The sequence below is a fragment of the Solibacillus sp. R5-41 genome (assembly GCF_002736105.1).
In the GTDB taxonomy this organism is placed as follows: Bacteria; Bacillota; Bacilli; order Bacillales_A; family Planococcaceae; genus Solibacillus.
Genome location: NZ_CP024123.1, coordinates 193709 through 213460 on the forward strand (window position 1 = coordinate 193709; position 19752 = coordinate 213460).

The 19752-nt window shown below is 37.3% G+C and carries 15 protein-coding genes; 7 read left to right on the forward strand and 8 right to left on the reverse strand.

What is annotated here, in order from left to right:
- Nucleotides 1-107: 107 nt before the first annotated feature.
- Nucleotides 108-1568 (forward strand): Fe-S-cluster redox enzyme, encoded by a 1461-nt coding sequence (locus CSE16_RS00980; protein WP_099422151.1) that lies wholly within the window; start codon nucleotides 108-110, stop codon nucleotides 1566-1568.
- 458 nt (nucleotides 1569-2026) lie between these two features.
- On the opposite strand, the gene CSE16_RS00985 is transcribed toward CSE16_RS00980, so the two are convergent.
- Complete coding sequence (locus CSE16_RS00985; RefSeq protein ID WP_099422152.1) at nucleotides 2027-3211, reverse strand: CaiB/BaiF CoA transferase family protein; 1185 nt, start codon at nucleotides 3209-3211, stop codon at nucleotides 2027-2029.
- 209 nt (nucleotides 3212-3420) lie between these two features.
- On the opposite strand from CSE16_RS00985, the gene CSE16_RS00990 reads away from it, so the two are divergent.
- The gene (locus CSE16_RS00990) at nucleotides 3421-4110 is read left to right on the forward strand and encodes a hypothetical protein (protein ID WP_099422153.1); all 690 of its coding nucleotides are present in this window, start codon (nucleotides 3421-3423) and stop codon (nucleotides 4108-4110) included.
- A gap of 57 nt (nucleotides 4111-4167) precedes the next feature.
- Here the strand turns inward: CSE16_RS00990 and CSE16_RS00995 are convergent, their stop codons facing one another.
- Nucleotides 4168-5355, reverse strand: coding sequence for a CAP-associated domain-containing protein (locus tag CSE16_RS00995; protein ID WP_099422154.1), 1188 nt, complete (start codon nucleotides 5353-5355; stop codon nucleotides 4168-4170).
- A gap of 512 nt (nucleotides 5356-5867) precedes the next feature.
- On the opposite strand from CSE16_RS00995, the gene CSE16_RS01000 reads away from it, so the two are divergent.
- Entirely contained in the window at nucleotides 5868-10220 is a 4353-nt protein-coding gene (locus CSE16_RS01000; protein WP_099422155.1) for an S-layer homology domain-containing protein, read from the forward strand.
- 73 nt (nucleotides 10221-10293) lie between these two features.
- Here the strand turns inward: CSE16_RS01000 and CSE16_RS21220 are convergent, their stop codons facing one another.
- Nucleotides 10294-10452 (reverse strand): hypothetical protein, encoded by a 159-nt coding sequence (locus tag CSE16_RS21220; RefSeq protein ID WP_157764737.1) that lies wholly within the window; start codon nucleotides 10450-10452, stop codon nucleotides 10294-10296.
- A 42-nt stretch (nucleotides 10453-10494) separates the two neighbouring features.
- Nucleotides 10495-11616: a class II histone deacetylase gene (locus CSE16_RS01005; protein ID WP_099422156.1), complete on the reverse strand. Its 1122-nt coding sequence runs from the start codon at nucleotides 11614-11616 to the stop codon at nucleotides 10495-10497.
- A 165-nt stretch (nucleotides 11617-11781) separates the two neighbouring features.
- On the opposite strand from CSE16_RS01005, the gene CSE16_RS01010 reads away from it, so the two are divergent.
- Nucleotides 11782-12498, forward strand: coding sequence for a LuxR C-terminal-related transcriptional regulator (locus CSE16_RS01010; RefSeq protein ID WP_099422157.1), 717 nt, complete (start codon nucleotides 11782-11784; stop codon nucleotides 12496-12498).
- Nucleotides 12499-13122: 624 nt separating this feature from the next.
- Entirely contained in the window at nucleotides 13123-13815 is a 693-nt protein-coding gene (locus tag CSE16_RS01015; protein ID WP_099422158.1) for an FIVAR domain-containing protein, read from the forward strand.
- Between the two features lie 152 nt (nucleotides 13816-13967).
- On the opposite strand, the gene CSE16_RS01020 is transcribed toward CSE16_RS01015, so the two are convergent.
- Nucleotides 13968-14234, reverse strand: coding sequence for a phospholipase A2 family protein (locus CSE16_RS01020; protein WP_099422159.1), 267 nt, complete (start codon nucleotides 14232-14234; stop codon nucleotides 13968-13970).
- A 164-nt stretch (nucleotides 14235-14398) separates the two neighbouring features.
- Between CSE16_RS01020 and CSE16_RS21225 the strand changes: the two genes are divergently transcribed.
- Both CSE16_RS21225 and CSE16_RS01025 read left to right on the forward strand, forming a co-directional pair.
- Nucleotides 14399-14575, forward strand: coding sequence for a hypothetical protein (locus CSE16_RS21225; protein ID WP_157764738.1), 177 nt, complete (start codon nucleotides 14399-14401; stop codon nucleotides 14573-14575).
- Between the two features lie 744 nt (nucleotides 14576-15319).
- Nucleotides 15320-16381: a PQQ-dependent sugar dehydrogenase gene (locus tag CSE16_RS01025; protein WP_099422160.1), complete on the forward strand. Its 1062-nt coding sequence runs from the start codon at nucleotides 15320-15322 to the stop codon at nucleotides 16379-16381.
- A 241-nt stretch (nucleotides 16382-16622) separates the two neighbouring features.
- On the opposite strand, the gene CSE16_RS01030 is transcribed toward CSE16_RS01025, so the two are convergent.
- The 3 genes from CSE16_RS01030 to CSE16_RS01040 all read right to left on the reverse strand — a co-directional run bounded on the left by CSE16_RS01030 (nucleotide 16623) and on the right by CSE16_RS01040 (nucleotide 19662).
- Complete coding sequence (locus tag CSE16_RS01030; RefSeq protein ID WP_099422161.1) at nucleotides 16623-17600, reverse strand: threonine ammonia-lyase; 978 nt, start codon at nucleotides 17598-17600, stop codon at nucleotides 16623-16625.
- Between the two features lie 12 nt (nucleotides 17601-17612).
- Nucleotides 17613-18074: a RidA family protein gene (locus tag CSE16_RS01035; protein ID WP_099422162.1), complete on the reverse strand. Its 462-nt coding sequence runs from the start codon at nucleotides 18072-18074 to the stop codon at nucleotides 17613-17615.
- A gap of 481 nt (nucleotides 18075-18555) precedes the next feature.
- A complete protein-coding gene (locus tag CSE16_RS01040; protein WP_099422163.1) occupies nucleotides 18556-19662 on the reverse strand; it encodes a cysteine desulfurase family protein in 1107 nt (368 codons plus the stop codon).
- Between the last annotated feature and the right edge of the window lie 90 nt (nucleotides 19663-19752).

Here is a 19752-nt window from a genome sequence, read left to right on the forward strand (position 1 = left end):
ACAACGCCAATAGAAGGAAGATATGCTTTTTTCAGCATGGAAAGTAACGAGTTTAGTAGCGTAATTGATAATGTAGTATTCGGAAAAAGTAAAGGGGAGGGATCTGTTTGTTGCTATCATTTGATGAGCAGCTACTTCAAGTAACCAACGGACGAACAGGGGAAAGCTTCGAACGAATATGCCTAGAGCAATTCCTAGCCGACCAAATACATCAAAGCAGTTGGGGCATCACATTACCTAGTGTACAATTTTTGATTGATCAAGACCGAGCTGAGCATTTTTGCTTTCAACTTGTTAAAAGCTATTGGGGAAAAGCAAAATTGTTTTTTGATGATACCTTTCAAGAGGCCAATTTAAATGTTGAGGTGGCAAATGAAAGGGTGCAACAATTTTTCGATAACCCAAAGAACGAGCTACAATTATTTAATTTTTTACATATTCATGGAGAAATCCGTTTTGATCAATTTCTTGAACAACTCTTTTCAAAACCAATAGATACATCTAAGTTAAAAAGCGGGCTCGAAAAAATTTATGTATACAAAGTGAATGAACAATTTCTTGTGCAACCTATTTATTCGCAACACGCTCCATTTTGGCGTTACGTATTGGCGAAAAAAATCCATTCTCTATTTTTGCAAGTACCCTTAGAAAAAATGGAGCGTCCACTTGAATTGATGGGAAATTTGAAACATCAGCTCATGCAACATGTTACCGTGAATCGTATGGCGTCAATTATTCATAAATTAATTCAGCAAGTTGATGATGCAAATTCCCGATCACTTGCGTTAAAACAGCTTCATTTGTTAAATGTGCGGACCCACTTTACAAGTGGAAGACGCCATTTTTTAAAGTTGAGGAAATGTATTGATACTGTGCAAGCGAATTGGTCAAGGGGCAGTTTGGCGCTGAATGAAAAGGAAAAGACGCTTCTTTCTTATATGCTTTTTCAAGAGGCGACCTTTAAAAAAGAGCATGACGCGATTATTGCATATGGGCTCTATTTAATTGAAGGGGAACGGTTAAATAATCATGCGATTGAACTGGTCGTGGAATATCAGGATGTACTGAGTAGTATGAATCCGCAGCCTCATGCGCTTGTTAAAAATTATAAAGCTAACTATTTAGAGCATGTATTTTTTGTACTCATTGATACGTTGGTAAAGGAAAATCAGTTTCACTTTGCGATTGAGCTACTTAGAAATCACGAATTAGCAACATGTAAGGTGCTGTTTGATCTATTGCAATCACCAAATGCAGAGCAGGAACTACATAAAATCGAAGCCAGTGTACAGCAAGATATTGCGATGCTAGTAGATGGATCAACGCAGCTCATTCGGGAATCGTTAAAAACGTGGCAAGAGCATTATTTAGAACGAGATGGATCATACATACAAATTGCAGAAATGACTTCTATTCACGTATGTAATATACTCAAAATATTATTTCATGAAGAACAAGATATTTTACTAGAAAAGTTATTAAGCATTTATAAAAAATATTTAGTCATTCCTCAGCATTTAAACAAATTGCGTCAGTTTATTGAACAGCGGGTTGCAGTGAAAATGTAATGTAAGGAATTTATTGGAAAATATGAGCTTGCGTGTGATATTTCTAACAGCAAATCCAAATGCCCTTCTAATCAATTACGCCTCGGCGTAATTGCGTCCAGATTTTTTTCGAGCTTGCTCGAAAAACTCATCTAAAAATCTGTGACATCCGCCGGGGGCTTTAACCTGATTCAGCCGGGGTTTGAATCCCCACTGAAGTAAGGACATACTTGACATTCATCCCCCACTTATAGAAGTGGAGGACTTCTGCTGAAGCAAGTTAAACTTCTAAGTAGAAGGGGTGATTAAAATGTTGAAAAACGTTTTATTAAGCTGTGCAGGTGTTGTTTTATCAATCGTAGTAGGGATAGGCGTTTATTCAAGCCTCGTTTCAGTTGGGTGACATTCACTGGAGACTTTGGGAGACAACAGTACGAATAAAAAAGGTGTGCCAAAAATAAAATGGACACACCTTTTTTCTATTTCAGCACGCCGTCATTCTCAAGTTGCTCAATTTGTTGTGCAGAGTAACCATACTGCTCTAAAATTTCCTCTGTATGTGCCCCTATTTTTGCCCCGACAAACTGATAAGTGGGTTCAATTCCATCAAATTTTAATGCCGTTCCAATTTGGCGTTGCGCTGTTCCGTCTGATTTCGGTACATCTACGAGCATATTGCGTACGTTAATTTGTGGATGCTCACAAGCTTCATCAAATGCTAATACCGGTTCCACACACCCATGAAAATCATCATTGAAAATATCAAGCCACTGTTCGAATGTTTTTGTACTAAAAGCATCCGTTACTGCTTCTTTAAAACGTCGTTGCGTATAGGCTGAATCTTTAAATTTGCTGTCAATCAGCTCAGGAATTCCGAGTGCTTCACAAAGTAGCTTGCGGAATTGTGGCTCTAAGCTTCCGACAGAAAAATAGCGCCCGTCTTTTGTACGATAATAATCATAAAACGTTCCGCCATTTAAAATTTCTTCCTCTGGCTGCGGTAGGCGTCCACTACCAAAATATTGAGCCCCGTAGATGGCATTCATCGCAAACATCGCATCGGTCATCGAAACATCAATAAATTTTCCTTCTCCTGTTTTCTCTCGGTGTAATGCGGCAGCGAGCACCCCTACTGCTGCATGCATAGCCCCGCCGGCCATATCGGCAATTTGAATGCCCATAGCAATTGGTTTTTTATCCTTTAAGCGTGAATGATCGAGCACTCCCGCAACCGATAAATAGTTATTGTCATGACCTGGACGTTTGGCGAACGGTCCTGTTTGCCCATAACCGGTAATTGAACAGTAAATAATGCGCGGATTAATGGCCCGCAGCGTTTCGTAATCAATGCCGAGTCGCTTCATCACACCCGGACGGAATCCTTCAATGACAATGTCATAATCGCTAATTAACTTTTTTACAATAACAATTGCCTCAGGTGTTTTTAAATTGAGTTTGAGAGAACGCTTCGAACGATTTAAATGCTGATGAATAAAAGATTCCTGCTCCTCATCATATGGTGGCATAATCCGCATTAAATCAACACGACGTTCAGATTCGATATGGATGATATCTGCCCCTAAGTCAGCAAACATCATCGTCGCAAATGGTCCCGAAAAAAGCGAGCAAAAATCAAGAACCTTTAATCCGTTTAAGATTGTCATTTTCCCATCCCCTTTTAGTAGCTAAAAACAGAAAATTGTAATAATACAGAAAATATCATGTTAATCAGTAGTATAACAGTTGTATTTGTAAAATTATATATCTATGTAATGATATTATTAAAATAATCTGAAAATTAATATCCCCTTGTTTTAATTTTGTAACTTTTAGATACGGACAGACGACCAATCTAAAAAAGGGGGCATTTTGATTGAAAAGGCGACTGCTTATGCTATGTATTCCTTTCGTGTTTGCTGGCTGTGCAATTACAAACACACAAACAATTATTGATTGGGTAGATTTTGTTAAATTGAATGATAGCTCCTACTATGGAATTTATGAAACAGAGCTGGCCTCGCCCGATTTTTTAGGAGAGGTCGCATCCGTTGTAAAATTTAAACTTGATGAAAATGTCACAACTACATCGTATAAATCGAAAAATGGGGATGCAGCTTTCCATGAAAAGGGCACGAAAATCTATGCGGTGAAAGGGCTAGAGGATGTGTACGCAGTTCAATCGAATTATAAAATAAATGGCTACCAAATTTATTTTGAAGATGGAAATATGAGCAACTACCGTTTTGATACAATGTCCCAAGATGAAATCAAAAAAGTCGAGCTGTATAAATTGAATGAACAAGGTGGTTATAAGCTTTTATCCATGTTGAATGAACAAACTGAAATTCAGTCGTTTCTCGCTGTCTTAAATGCGAGTGAAGAAAAATCCAACTTTAAGCCGAAAATGATTGATAAAGATCCAACTTACTTTGAAATGGTATTTTACAGTAATGCACCAATCGCACATCGTTATGGGCTGCAATATGATGGAGAAACCTATTACTGGCATCCATGGGAAACAGCAATTCTGGATGAAAAGATAGGTGAATACTTCAAGGAATAGCAGATGAATTAAAAAAGCCTACAAACTTGAGTTCAATCAATTTTGTAGGCAAACGTTTTAAATAGAATAAAAATTCATAGTAAAGTAAGGTTGATTTTTACTATTAAATTCAACGCCAACGAAAATATGTGTAAATTCTTTGCGTAAAATATTTTCACGATGACCAAGGGAATTCATTAATGCTTCATGTGCGTAAATGGAACTATATTGACCATATGCTAAATTTTCGCCCCACCAAGAAAAAGAGACACCGCCATTTTTCATGCGAGCACCGCCACGCTGACCAACTAAGTTCACGTGACCGAAATAATTATTATTGGCCATGCTCTCACTATGCTTTCGAGCTACGCCATTGAATCCAGGTGTATACGTAAGTGGCTTTAACCCCTCTGCCACACGGGCTTGATTGATCAGTTCCACCATTAATTCTTCAAAGCCTTCACGTAATTCATCTGAAGGTGTCGCAAAAAATCCAGGTTTCGACATTTCCGTATGGGCATTGACCCATGTGATGGAACGAACGATATTTTGTTCATGCGCATCATAGAAAAATGTTACATATTGGCCGTCTATTAAATACGTACCACTTGTTTCATTGTTGTATTTATCAATATAGGTTTGCGTGTAATTTCTTTGATTTTTTTTAATATGTTTCAATGGTTCGCCGTATTTCGCCTTCACGGCATTACGTGAGCTTCCTACTTGAACACCAAATGCAAACTTCCCAACAGTTGTTTCATAGCCAGCGACAGCTTTTCCGTTTTTAATACCGACTAAGTTGAATTGATTATAGTTTGAAGAGGGCATTTCCCAAGTGAAGTCATATTCAGTAGGGAACGATTTGACCGCTGTATGAGCAGATATTGCGTCACTTTTCGCAATCGTTTTAAATGGAATAATAATCCCTTGGTTCATCGCTTTCCCAGACGTTGTTTTTAAATTATTTGTGACAACCACTTTATAGTTTGTATCGTATTGTAAGTTTGAGGTAGGTGTAATCGTTATTTTATTTTCTGAAACGGTAGTTTGAATGGTAATTTTATTTGCAAAGTGGTCTTGTATATAAACATTTTGATTTACAGAGTCAGCTGCAATCGGTTTATTAAATGTGATCGTCCATTGTTTATTTACGGGAACATCTGAGAAAGAATCCCACTCCTTTGATTCGGTTGTACCCGTGATCATTAATGTTGCACTAAATAATATTGGAATGATAATACCCATCATAGAACTAGATTTATTCAATCTAAAACATTTCCTTTCAATAATTTATTATATGAACAACGAGTATTTTATACTATTTTCATAGTGGATTTCACGGATGTTGCTTGAGCATATTGCTTGCATTACGTCTCAGAAACAATGGTTATATAAGCTTTGTTCTTTGGATTATCCAATTAAATGAAGAATTTCTTTGGTGGGATCTAGGTTCAAATTATCTTAAAACAACAATGTGAATTAAAATAGAAAGTTTTGTATGGAGTGCCACTGAGGGTCTCATTGGTAAAAGTTCCTTTATAATTTCGACAACTTAAATTAGATGATTAGTTTTGATTTTTAGATTTAGAAAATAAAGTTTTTGTTAAAAGTCACAAATGGACAGGGGGGATCTGAAATGATAGGGTAAAAAAGGTATTGAACCTAAAATTAAACAATTCAATATCTATATAAAGGATACGGGGAATTCGGCCGATATAAAAAGGGTAGAATTACATAATTTTGATTTCACACTCTAAAAAAGGGGAGGTACTCTCTAAATGGATTCGAAAAAAACGCAGAAGCTATCAAAAGCATCGGTTGCAGCTGTACTTGCAGCAAGCGGTGTTATTGTAGCAATGCCTCAACCAACACATGCTTACGCATTTAATGATTTAAATCCAAATGCAGATTATTACCAGCCAGTCATGGATTTATATAAACGAAATATCGCGAAAGGCTATTCAGATGGAACTTACCGCCCGAATACAGCGATTACACGTGCAGATGCAGCAAGAATGCTCGCACTATCGATTAATGTGAAGACAACCAATCCTAAAAACCCAAAATTCAAGGATGTACAGGTTTCACATCCAGACTATAAATACATCGCCGCTTTAGCCGAAGCGGGTATCATTAATGGTTTCCCAGACAATTCGTATAAGCCGAATGAGTATATTACGCGTAGTCAAATGGCAAAAATTTTGACGCTTGGCTTTAAATTTGGTGTGTCCACTAAGCTAACAAATACCTTTAAAGATGTACCTACAACAAATGCCAATGCATATTATATTCAAACACTAGTAGATTTAAATATAACAAAAGGGATAACGCCAATATCATTTGAGCCGTCTAGTACTGTGACACGTGGTCAAATGGCAACGTTTATTTGGCGCGCAGAAAAGGCCGATAAAGGAAAGCCTGTTTACACGGTGGGTGATATTACAGGAGATAAAGTGTATATAAACGGCGTGGCTTATACGATTGCTCCGTCTTTACGCTCGATTTTTAATGCTTCTAACAAGCGTATTTTAAGTGGTGCACATATCGAAGGTTCATTTACGAGCACAACACTTACTGCCGTTTCGAAGCTCACACTCAATGCAAGTGGTACGTCAACATCTTTACTTGCATTAGATGGAGATGATACAACTTTCAGCGGCGAATTGATTATTAATGGGAGCTACTTGCGCTTAAAAAATATTAATCTTACAGGGCGGGTAGAAGTGGCAGAAACACCGCGTAAATCATTAGCAAAATATCTGACGAATCCATTGCAAAATGTACGAATCGCAGGAATTAATAGCTTTGGTTTTATTGATTGGGACAAGCCGACAGATTCAGACGAGGAAGGCTTCTTAAATCCGGACGATAATGAAAACTTAACGGACAAGCCAGATCCATCAAAGCCACCGCATAAGCAGCCGTATAATACGCGTATGCCTAAAATTGAAAAATACGTAGATTTCTCCAATTCAACGGTGCGCAATTTATTTATTACGCAAAACCGTTCGTTTGTATCGGCAGAGGAAACGATTGACCGAATTACTGTGCAGCAAGATGTCGCGCAATATGAACTGTATGCAGATGCTAATGCAATGTACATCGATACAGATGTCAACGTAACGGTATTCGGTGTGAATGACATTAAGTATGTATATAAAAATACGATGAAAAATGTATTCTTCCATACAGACAGCTATTATGACTATTTATATGTCACGACAGGAAGCGGTTTTATTGATATTGGCGACCATGTTTACATTGACAAAGCCATTATACCGCCTAATAAAACGCCAAACGATATTTTTGATGACTACGAAAATGATGATGGCAATATTGGCTGGATTGAAGATGAAAATGGTAACCCAGTAGACCGCGACCCAGTAGAAGATACGGTTATTCCGGATGTGACATCACCAAAAATTTTGGATTTAGCGGTAACAGCAGGTGGTACGATTGCAAACGTTTCATTAAAAGTAGATGAAGATGGTACGTACTATTATATGGTGAAGAAAACCGATGAAAAGCCGCCTTCTATTAATGAAATCAAAAAGGGCGATGGAAAATATAGCGGTAAAGGTTCGATTAAAAAAGACGTACCCGTTAATTTTGCGGTCAATGATTTAGAAACACTAACGGAATATACGATTTATGTCATCGTCATTGATGGTGCAGAAAACGTTTCAAATAAAGAATCGAAAGACTTTAAAACAATTGACGGACAGCCACCAAATTTAACTTTAACAAAAGGCGATCCAATGTATGGCGGAAAACGTGTTCAGTTTAAAATCAAGCCAACTGAAGCGGGAAGTTACTATTACTACGTTCGCCCAAAAACATCAGCTGCTGGTCCAACGGTAGATGATATTATTAAAACGCATACAGGTACTGGCAAAGCGACGGATCCTGGCGAAATTATTGTGACCGAGTATAACTACGGAGCAAAGCCAAATCTAGAGGCGATTCAGCCGAATAAAGAATACGAAATTTTCGCAGTCATGGTCGATTCGTCGGGCAATAAAATGCGTACTGTATCGAGTATCACAATTAAAACTGAAGGGCCAGATTTAGTAAATCCTTATGTTTCGAATACGAATTTAGAGCAGGACACATCATCAAACAATAAAGAAAAGAGCTACTTCTATTTAACGGTAAGTGAAAAATTAAATAAGGAATCCGCTGAAAATGTGAATAACTATATTTTATCGGGTACGGGTATTGTCAACGTAACGGGACAAAAGGAAATCAAGCCTTCTGAAGTCGTGTATGAAGAGAAAGGCAATCGAGTTCGCCTGACGATTCCTTCGATTACCGGTTTCGTAAATGGTGATACATTGCGCGCAACTGTTTTACCTGGTGTTACGGATTTAGCGGAAAATCCATTTGAAAATATTGATACGGTGCCAACAGGTCAAGTGCCACGTAACTACGCGGAATACCGCCATAATGATTCGTTGAAGCCGGAAATTATAATTGATAATGTAATTGCTGGACCAACAAAATATGAAGTAGAAGTAACGACGAAAAAAGCTGGTACGTACTATTACATGATTTTGCCAGATAACTATTTCACGGGAAAAGATATTAAAAGCCGTGATTTCGTAGATGAATTCTCATTGGATTCATCCGTCGTGACGGGTAAGTTCCAAACATCGGGTAAAGATGATTATTTATATAAAGAAGGTAATAAACCCGCTGAACTGGGCAAGTTTAAGTTCGATGTACTTAAGCCCAAAAACTTAGATCCATTTACAAGCTATTCGATTTATATGGTATTAAAAGACCGTTCAGGCCAATTGTCTGACATTACGAGCAAGTCATTAATTAGTGACTCGAAGCCACCTTTAGTTTCGGATATTTCAGTGGAATCGATTAAAGACAATGATAAAGCGGTAAAAGTAAAATTGAATGTGGATGAGAAAGCAAAGTTCCATGTTATTCCCGTGAAAAAATATATTTTAGATGCAATGGGTAATCGAGTGCTTAACACGAATTACTTTAATACAGATGGCACGCTGAAGGATATTAATAATGCGATGGATACAAGCTTATCAGATGCAGAGCGTAAAGCAAACTTTATGAGTATTGGTACAGCAAAAGAGGCAAGTTCAGATAAGGCTGGAAATATTGATTTCGACGTATCTGGACTAGATGCACATGAAGAGTACGGTATTTATATTGGGGCAGAGGACACATATGGTAACTTCACTGTCAAACAGCGTAGCAGTTCTTCATCTACTGCAATTGATGAACCAAAAGGCGATATGATGAAACAAACATTCTATACGGATGGCACGAAGCCGTTTATTACGAATAATCAAATTGTTTATAGAAGTCCAGATGCAGCAAGTCCGACGTTTACAATTACATTTAATGAAGCGATTATGCGTCAAAAGGATACGAATGTGTCATTAATACCAAAATCAGGTGCATTTGATCTTACTTCAATCTTGGAAATTAAAGATTCAGCAGGCAGTAATATTACAAACCAATTCCAATTTGTCGGATATACAATTGGAGCAGATACAGCGAAAGCCTCAAATTTAGTCATTAAGCCAATCAATACATCTAATGCGAACCAAACATTCACAGTGACGATGAAAGATCAGCCTGGTGCATATGACTATAAAGATCAAAACGGATTTGATTTATCGAAGATAGGGAAGTATGAGTGGCCAGGCAATGTGGAGAGTAAGATTAAAGATGCCGTTCTTACAGGAAAAAATGCAGGGACTCCTGCAATACCTGCTTCGAAAACGATGCGTGCTATGATGTATTTTGATATCGATTTATCATTAAATCAAACGTATTACTATGCGGTTACAAATAATACAAAAACATCAGTTGACCCACAACTTGTGATGAATTTAGTAAAAGATCCAAATACATCAAATAATGATATTTTTGCATATGGTTCAGGAAAACTTTCAGCAAATAGTGTAGCAGATAAACAAGCTACACTTGATTTAACCGCACCACCTGCAGTTGGACCCTTTACACCAGTATTCACAAAAGGAAATAACTTCTTTATCTTTACTATTGATAAATACGGTAACATTGTTTGGGCGAAAGAAGACAGTAGCGGACTTAAATACCGTCAGATTAGTAACGACTTTAATATACCGTTTTAAAACAACCTGCACCGGGCGTTGTAAATAACATGGACCAGGTGTACAAAAAATCTAACATTAAATAAAAGGACCCTCACATGCAGGGTCCTTTTCCAATCTCATATAAAACAATATCTAAATCCAAAATTCCAACTTTTAATATGGCTGATTCAATAATAACCTGCACATTTTTAAATGTTGACGGTACACCTGGAATGACATATGTTCCAAAATTGATATATCCAGCTTGCATATTAGGCGCAGCTCCAAAATCATGGTTACTTCTCTACAGATGTTAAGCCTTAACAGCAAGGTTCCAATGTGCTGATTGTACTTCTTTTACTTTGGCTACATAATCTTTTTGAATATCAAATAATTCTTCGATTGGAAGGCCACTAAATGCTTCAGCAAATGGATCATTAACATCTGTTCGTTGACCACTCATTTCTTCAACAATCGCTAAAGAACAGAATGGTACGTATGCTGCACTGTATCCACCTTCGTGACAAGCAACGAGTTTACCTTCGCAATGTTTATTAGCTAAATCAAGCATAAAGCGTGTCATTTGGCGGAAACCTTCTGCATTCACCATCATTCGTGCAAGAGGGTCGAACATGCCAGCATCTTGACCTGCTGAAATAATAATTAACTCTGGTTTAAATTGATCAGCGATAGGTCCTACCACTTCTTGTAATGCATGTAAGTATCCAGCATTACCTGTTCCAGCAGGGAGTGGAATGTTTACAGTGCGACCAAGAGCTTCACCTGTACCGATATCTTCTGCGTTTCCACGTCCTGGTGGGAACAATCGCTCTTGATGTAGGGAAACAAACAATACATTTGGATCATCATAGAAAGCTGATTCTGTACCATTACCGTGATGCACATCCCAATCGAGAACCATTACTCTTTCAAGACCAAGTACATTACGAGCATATTTTGCTGCAATAGCAACATTATTGAATAAGCAGAATCCCATACCTAAATCGGCTTCTGCGTGGTGACCTGGAGGACGCGTTAAAGCATAAGCGTTATCAACTTGACCGCTAACAACTGCTTCAACTGCTGTAATTGCTCCACCAGCAGATAACAATGCGATTTCATAAGATCCTTTACCTACAAGCGCTAAATCACCTGCATCTCCAAATCCAATCGCACTTAATTCTTTTACTTTATTTATATACGATTCACCATGGAAGAATTTAATCTCTTCAACAGATGCAGGGCGAGGCTTTACTTGTTCTAACTTTTCCATTAATCCACTAACTTCAAGTAGATTTTTAAAGCGTCGTTTTGTAGCAGGATTTTCTGAGTGAACATCGCTTTCGATATATCCTCCAGGTTGCATAAATAACGCACCATTTCCTGTATCATGCCAGAAATAACTCTCATCACAAATAAATCCTGTTTTCTTCATACAATTCCCTCCATCTTTAAATGAAAATTTTCTTTACTGCTAATCTCATTAAAATATATTTCTTAGAAACTTACCATTACCCATTCGGGTTATTTTTCTTAATTTAAACAATAATTCGCTACTTCGAGTATAATATTTTATAATGTGATTAAGAGGGGGTAATGTATGAATAGTCAAGTTTTGACTTCTAAAGATTACGAGAAAATTATACACTTTTCATCTCAAATTGCTTATCCAGTAGAAGATACTCGTTTACACATTCAACATAAATTAGCGGATATTTTTGGTTATGATCAAACAGTATTTTGGTATGCAGATAATAGTGGAAATTTGAATGATCCAATTAATTATAATTTAAGCGATCGAGCACTCTCAGAGTATCTTACTGACTATCATGATTACGATTTATTACACCCTACAAAAAATGTTAATTTGTTTCGTGAGGAAAAAGCTATTCGATTAGTTGACCTTGTAACGCCTAATCAATATAAAAATTCACCTTTTTATCAATCGTTTTTAAAAGGGTATGGTTACCATGACGAAATGGTTGTAGCACTTATTCATCAAGATGCATTTATTGGAGCAATAGGAATGGCTCAAAAAAAAGAATTATATAAATTTACAGCAAAAGATTGTAACATACTAAAACTAGTATCAGATGTAATAGCATCTGTATTTTCACATCAATTAAAAAATAATAGCGAATACAACTTATTATCAAATAGAGAAATAGATGTTGTGAACCTTGTTAAAAAAGGGTTAACCAATCAAGTCATCGCAGCGAAACTGCATATTTCAGTTAACACTGTAAAAAAACATTTACAAAATATTTATGAAAAATACAGCGTGCAAAATCGAACGCAATTGGTTCAGAAATTATAAATTTATGTTTATCAGACACTCTTATGTACGTATTGTAAAAGAATATACAGTAGCAATTGGATTATGAAATGAATTTATTAATTATTAGATAAAATTAGTATTGAGAACTACCTGAACCGATTGCGCAAACAATTTTTACAATTGAGTTAATTTCATAATTCCAATCTCTTTGGTATCAAGAGCTCTCAAACAATAAAAAAGGGCAACTGCACGCTGCTTAGCTCGCTGAACAGCATGTTTAAAAGATATATTTGAAGAAACAGAAATAATCGAGCATGAAATTAGTAATCTAGAACTACGGTATATTTTATTTCATAGAGACGAAAAACAAATTCACCAACACTATATTTATTTTGGAGAAACGTCAAAGGTTTGTGTCAGTAACACTAGGGAAGGAGAATTACATTGGATTAGGTTTTGTGAATTTGAAAATTTAGAAGTACCTCTTACGGTAAAGCATATGTTTAAACATTTTTTTACTAGTCCAAATGAAAATATGATAATTAATGGGTCGATAAATGATACTCAAATAGAGTGGTCTAATCTGGTGAATTAATTTAAGAATATGAATAACCTGCACCGGGTACACAAAAAATCCAGACAATTCTCTACAATTTAAAAAAGTTGAAGGGCTTCTTAGTTTCTGCGGTTTCATCTGCTCAAGCTGTCGTGAATAATTACTATGGTACACAGGAACAGATCGTTTCTGCACTCAATAATTTAGAAATTGCTATTTCAACTTATAAGAACGCGCAAAAATATGGTTTGTCTGGATATACTGGTGATAAATCTACACTAACGAATCTCATCAATTCTGTTCAATATGTAACAGTTTCTTGGAATAATGGTAGTGACTTGTCATCAAACACGGCTTGGACAACTCAAGCTGATCAAGATGCGTTAATTTCTGCGGTTTCATCTGCTCAAACTGTCTTGAATAATTACTCTGCATCACAATATGATGTAACAAATGCTATTAACAATTTAAACAATGCGATTTCGACGTATAAAAATGCTCAGAAATATGGTCCTTATGGGAATGGATATTATGGGGATAAATCGTGGTTATCATCATTATTAGGTTCTGTAAATACTGTTAATATTTCTTATACTGGAAATGGTCAGGACGTTTATTATAACGAAAAGTGGACTACACTAGATGCATATAATAACTTCATGTTAGTCGTAGATTCGGCTCGAAGTGTTTCGAATTCTTCATACGCTTCACAGGATCAAATTAATGCGGCTGTAAGTGATCTACAAAATGCCATTAACATTTATAGTTACTCTCAAAGCTATGGCTCTCGATCATATTAATTTAAAAGTAGCGGTAACACGTACAGGTTGCTCAAATGATTCTGATAATTTTATGCAATTTAAAAAAGAGGAAGAGCTCTTCATGGCTAAGGCTATGAAGAGTTTTTCTTTTGAGGTAGGGGAGAAGTGACATGCACCGGGTGCACAAACAATTACAAAAAAGTATTCCGTATTTTGAAGACATTATAGAACAATTTGGCGTTCCTTCCCATTCTACTGTGAGAGTTCATTTTTGGTAACAAACACTTTTGAAACAATTCATCACAATGCTTTGTTCTCCCATATCTTGAATAACATTCGTCATGTAACTTACAACATGCATCGACTGCATTCGTTGGTTTTCCAGGACCTGAACAGCCCGGCCCACAGTATCTATACCCAGGATAACAAAAACCCGCTTTTTTACTTTTACTCACCATTTTCCACCCTTTCTAAATTGTATTTATACTCTAAAATATGTAACTTTTTATTTGGGGAAAGGGGTTAAAAACTAGAAAAAGTGTGAAAGGGAAAAGCAAATTTATCTTAATAATTTGTTTGATTCTTGTTCTAGCTTGGAACATTGATTTTAAATAAAGGTGAAATGACGATTTTAGTTGCTAAATTATTGATGGTAGATGCTTCGAAAAAAGTAAGCGTGGAGATACTAAATCCATTAAAAACGCTAATCACGGCTATTGTTAGCAAGTTGGATTTAAAGGTGCTCGATGTGATCGAATACACATGCTATTATCCAGTAAGAAATTATGTCTTACTATGAAAATTCCGATATTTATAGCTATATGCTTTATGAGTCTTGGTCAAAATATGCGCTTAACTATATAAAATAATCTTTTACAGAAGTAAGATTTCTACTATAAATTCTAAAAAAGAGCATACTTAGCTAGCTTATTTGTACGATTTCCTTATTAAAGCTTTTTGCGTTGTGGGAGACGGTAAATTTTTAAATACATTTCCACTTCTATTTTTAGCAATCCAATTGTAGTTAATAATTATAGACAAATTGCATCGTTTAATAGACATTTGCCCTCCGTTATTAGACAATTCGGTTGACCATAATCCGTTTTTTCATTTGAAATTTCGTTAATAGACAATTGATTCGCTTTAATAGACAATCTCCCTTCGATAATGGACTTTTTCCTAGCGTTAATGGACAAAATACATCGGTTATTAGACAAATTGAAGCCGTTAATAGACAATCCACGTTTTAATAGACAATTTCACATCATTAATGGACATTTTCGCCGCCACTCAAAATTTCCCGATGTTTTTCAATCCAAACTAAAGAAACACTTTCATTTTTATTAAGTTTTCATACACTGAATCGAAACATGCTGCAATACTGCGCGAAATTATTACAAGAACAGATTTCAGTGTTGACCTAATTTACTATTAAGGGAGTAGTTAGGTTTTTTGACAGGAAAATCAAGTCCATAAATAAGGTTATAATAACAGTTTTGGAGAAAATGAAAAGGAGAAACGTTACTGGGAAAGGGGATTCTAAATGCTAAAATTGATGGCAAGCTTTGGCGTGACGTTGTTATTGCTAGCTGGCTGCTCAGAAAAAGAACAACAAAATGTGATGGAAGAAGTGGGGCAAGCAAAGGTAGTTAATGAAGCGGAAGTAATCGCACAAAATTTAAATGCACCATGGGCTATTGAAAAAATAGAAAATACTTTTTTCATAACGGAACGTACCGGGGCAATTGTAAAAATTCAAGATGATAAAATGGCGCGCCAAAAAGTGCAACTTAAACAGCACTTATCAACAGCACCAGAGGCAGGGCTACTTGGCTTTGTCTTAGCACCGGATTTTGCAAATTCAAATCAAGCATTCGCCTATTATACGTATGAAAAAGGGAGCAAACAATTTAACCGTATTGTTTTGCTACAGCTTGAAAATGATGTGTGGTATGAGGAAAAAGTGCTTGTAGATGAAATTCCAAGTGGAACGTATCATCATGGAGGGCGTTTGAAAATTGGACCAGATAGCAAGCTCTATGCAACAGCAGGTGATGCATCAAACCCAAAACATGCACAAGATAAAGCCTCACTTGCTGGAAAAATATTACGTCTAAATTTAGATGGCTCAATTCCTGACGATAATCCATTCAATCATTCCTATGTGTTTAGCTATGGACACCGCAATCCTCAAGGGCTCACATGGAAGGCAGATGGGAAAATGTATGCAACGGAGCATGGGCAAAGTGCGAATGATGAAGTAAATGAAATCCAAGCGGGTAAAAACTATGGCTGGCCAATTATCGAAGGAAGCGAACAGCAACAAGGGCTTGTTACACCTCTCTTCACGTCCGGTGCAAGCACGACTTGGGCTCCGTCTGGCATGGCAAGTGACAATGGGGAATTGTATGTAGCGGCACTAAGAGGGACGGCCATTTTAGCATTTCATTTACAAACAAATGAAGTGCGCGAAATCATCAATAATGTTGGGCGGATTCGCGATGTTTGGATAGAGGGAGACACGTTGTATTGGATAACTAATAATACAGATGGCAGAGGTCAAGCAAGTAAGGCGGATGACCGTCTATTCAAATTAGAGCTATAAAAAGTATAAGCAATTAATAAACTAAGCCGTACTAAAATGAAAATCCAGTACGGCATTCACATTCAAAATTTACATAAATCGCACTATACTTGGCGTTCAAAGGCAAGCTTAACCCCCAATGAAATTAACACAATGCCCGTAATTTTATTGAATACTGTTTGTACAGATGGGCGCAAAAACCACGCGCGTAAAAGTAGCCGCTAATTTATATGTTAGCGGCTTTTCAGGTTGGAATGAGTTCCTACATGTTCACGGTGTTTGCTTTTGCTGTATCCACAATCAATTGTTGCACATGTTCGATATCTACATTGCCCCCAGAAATAAGTGTAACGATGTTTTTCCCTTGCATATTGAGCTTATTAAAAAGCGCGGCTGCGACAGTTGTAGCACTTGAAGGCTCGATTAGTTGCTTTGTACGTTCGAGCACAAGACTAAAGGCCATGCGAATTTCGTCCTCACTTACGAGCACTAAATCATCTAAATATTTTGTTAACACAGGAAATGTTAAATCACCGGGCTGGTTTGTTCGTAAGCCATCTGCAATCGTATATGTTGCAGGAATTGCAGTAATTTTTTTGTTTTGTAATGATAAATATGTATCATTCGCAAGCTCAGGCTCGACCCCAATTATTTGAATGGCGGGATTTGTTTCTTTTACAGCGGTTAAAATACCTGAAATTAAGCCGCCACCTCCAATTGGTACAACAATGGCATCAATGTCATGAAGCTGCTGTAAAATTTCAAGTCCTACCGTTCCTTGTCCAGCCATAATAAGTGGATCGTCATAAGGGGGAATATAGATGCCGTTTTGTTCATCGGCAATTTGCTGTGCCCTTGGTAGACGTTCACCAGATGTAGTTCCACACTTTTCAACCTGCCCATTGTAACCGAGGATGGCGTTAATTTTACACTGGCTCGCGTTTTCAGGCACAACAATGGTTGAAGGAACGCCGTATTTATTAGCAACGTAGCTAACCGCTTGCCCGTGATTGCCAGATGATGCCGTTGTAACGTGCTGTGCGCCGTTTTCCACTGCATGGATGACCATATTACTTGCCCCTCGTATTTTAAATGAGCCAGTCTTTTGTAGGTGCTCCGCCTTAAAAAATAACTGATTTCCACATAAATTCGAAAGTTGCTCCGATTGAAAAATTGGCGTTTCATAGACAACGCTTTGTATACGCTGTTTTGCATCTTGAATATCTTTTAATGTAATCATCGTTTCTCCTCCTTATTTAATGGCGATGATAAAATCAATTTCAACGGGTGTGTTGCTAGGCAGTGTTGCGACCCCAACAGCAGTGCGTGCATGGCGCCCTTTTTCACCAAAGATTTTTTCGAGTAGTGCAGAAGCTGCATCAAGCACCTTTGATGGTTCATAAAAGTCAGGTGCTGCTTGAACGTAGCCTGTTATTTTAAGGATTTGTTCGACCTGATCGAGTGAACCAATCTGTTCCTTCAAACAGCTAAGACCTTTTAATACACAGTATTCAGCGAGCTCACTTGCCTGCTCGATTGTGACATCTTGTCCAACTTTACCGGGAAACGGAATCTGTCCGTTGATACGTGGTACTTGTCCGCTAATATACGTAACATTTTGATGAATTGTTATCGGTACATAATGGTAAAGTGGGTGTGTTGCTTCAGGTAGTTGTAAGCCTAATTGATGTAGGCGCTGTTCAATGATACTCAAGTAAAAAAAACTCCTCTCAAAATCGTATTGCCTTTTACCATTTCAAGAAAGTATGGGGAAAATCCTTCTTTTCATATGCAAGGCTCCTTAATTTAGTAAAAAAGCTTTTTCATAAAATACAACGAATTGAATCATCATTTATTCTCATTATTTTTTAGTGAAAGTGGTTTTGACTTTGACTTGAACATACGAAAATAAAATAAATCCAGCTAGTGTGTTGGCGCCACATTAGCTGAATTTTATATAATGTATTAACTCATGTATTGTTTCATTCAATCACGATTCACAATATGCGTAACCCCTATCATGCGGAGAGGCACCGTGACCGCCTTTACCTTGAATCGTTAGATCAAAAAAGTCTGCCGCAGCCATTGCTCTTCTTTGGAAATTGCCCCATCGTAGTGCACTTTGCGAATACGCGCTTTTCCCAACCCTTAAAAATCCTCATAATCTTCTTAATGGGAATTTACTTGTAGCATATTTAATCAGTATATAAATTCCGCAACACCTCCCCGCACAACACTACTTCATCCATTACTGTATCACCTCCAAAGGATATCCTAAAAAATTGGCGGGCTTCTGTTATCGTTTTGCCCATTGCTAAAATGGCTTTTGTTCCTGAAGCGCTATTTATATCGCAGGCACTGCCAGTTGAAATATGGAAATTTTGTTCATTAAGCTTGAGCATAACCAATTGCCCTTCCATACCCGTTTTACAAATGCCGACAATATTCGGTAACTGATCTACCGCTTGTCCTTCAATCACTTGAAACGCTTTCCCCGGTAGCATATGGAGAAGTTTTTCTCGTAATTGCCATTGCTTGTCCGCATCATATGTATGCTGTTCAACTGCGACACCAAATGCTACTAACGCTGGTGTATCTAATGTCCCACCGCGCAGACCACGTTCATGTGTCACCCCTGGGAAAATCGGCATCACGCGCACGAAAGGATTTAAATAAACCGCACCGCAACCTTTAGGCCCCCCTACTTTATGCGCGGAAATGGAAATCGCATCTGCAAACTGCACAAAATTAGCGACATCTAGCTTACAAAATGATTGAACGCAATCGACATGATATAAAATGCCATAATCTTTTGCGAGTTGTGCGATTTTCGAAATCGGTTGGATTGTTCCGATTTCTGAGTTGACATGCTGAATTGAAATTAATGTTGTGTCAGGACGAATGGCTTGCTTTAAAGTATCCACATCTATAACACCACCTGTTGTTAAAGGCAGACGTGTTACCTCAAAACCTTCTCTTTCTAACGTATTCATCGCCGCGTGGACAGAAGTATGCTCCGCCATGGACGTAATAATATGACGCCCTCTTTTTTCACGCCGAGCTAAAGATAAAATCGCTACAATATTGGCTTCCGTACCGCTTCCAGTAAAGATTACCCCATCCGGATGCACGGCAAGCTTACGTGCAATTACACCTCTTGCCCAGGCTACCGCACTTGCAGCTTGGCCGCCTGCATCATGCAAGCTAGAAGGATTCCCATATATTTTTGTTGCTACTTCTGCATAAGTATCTATTGCTTGCCTTGTCATCGGTGTTGATGCTGCAAAATCTAAATATGTCATTTATTTCCCTCATTTCTAAAAAAATAAGAAACACTTGTCTATTTAACTATTTTATGCAAAGATATGTGACAAGACAACTGTAAAGAAGGT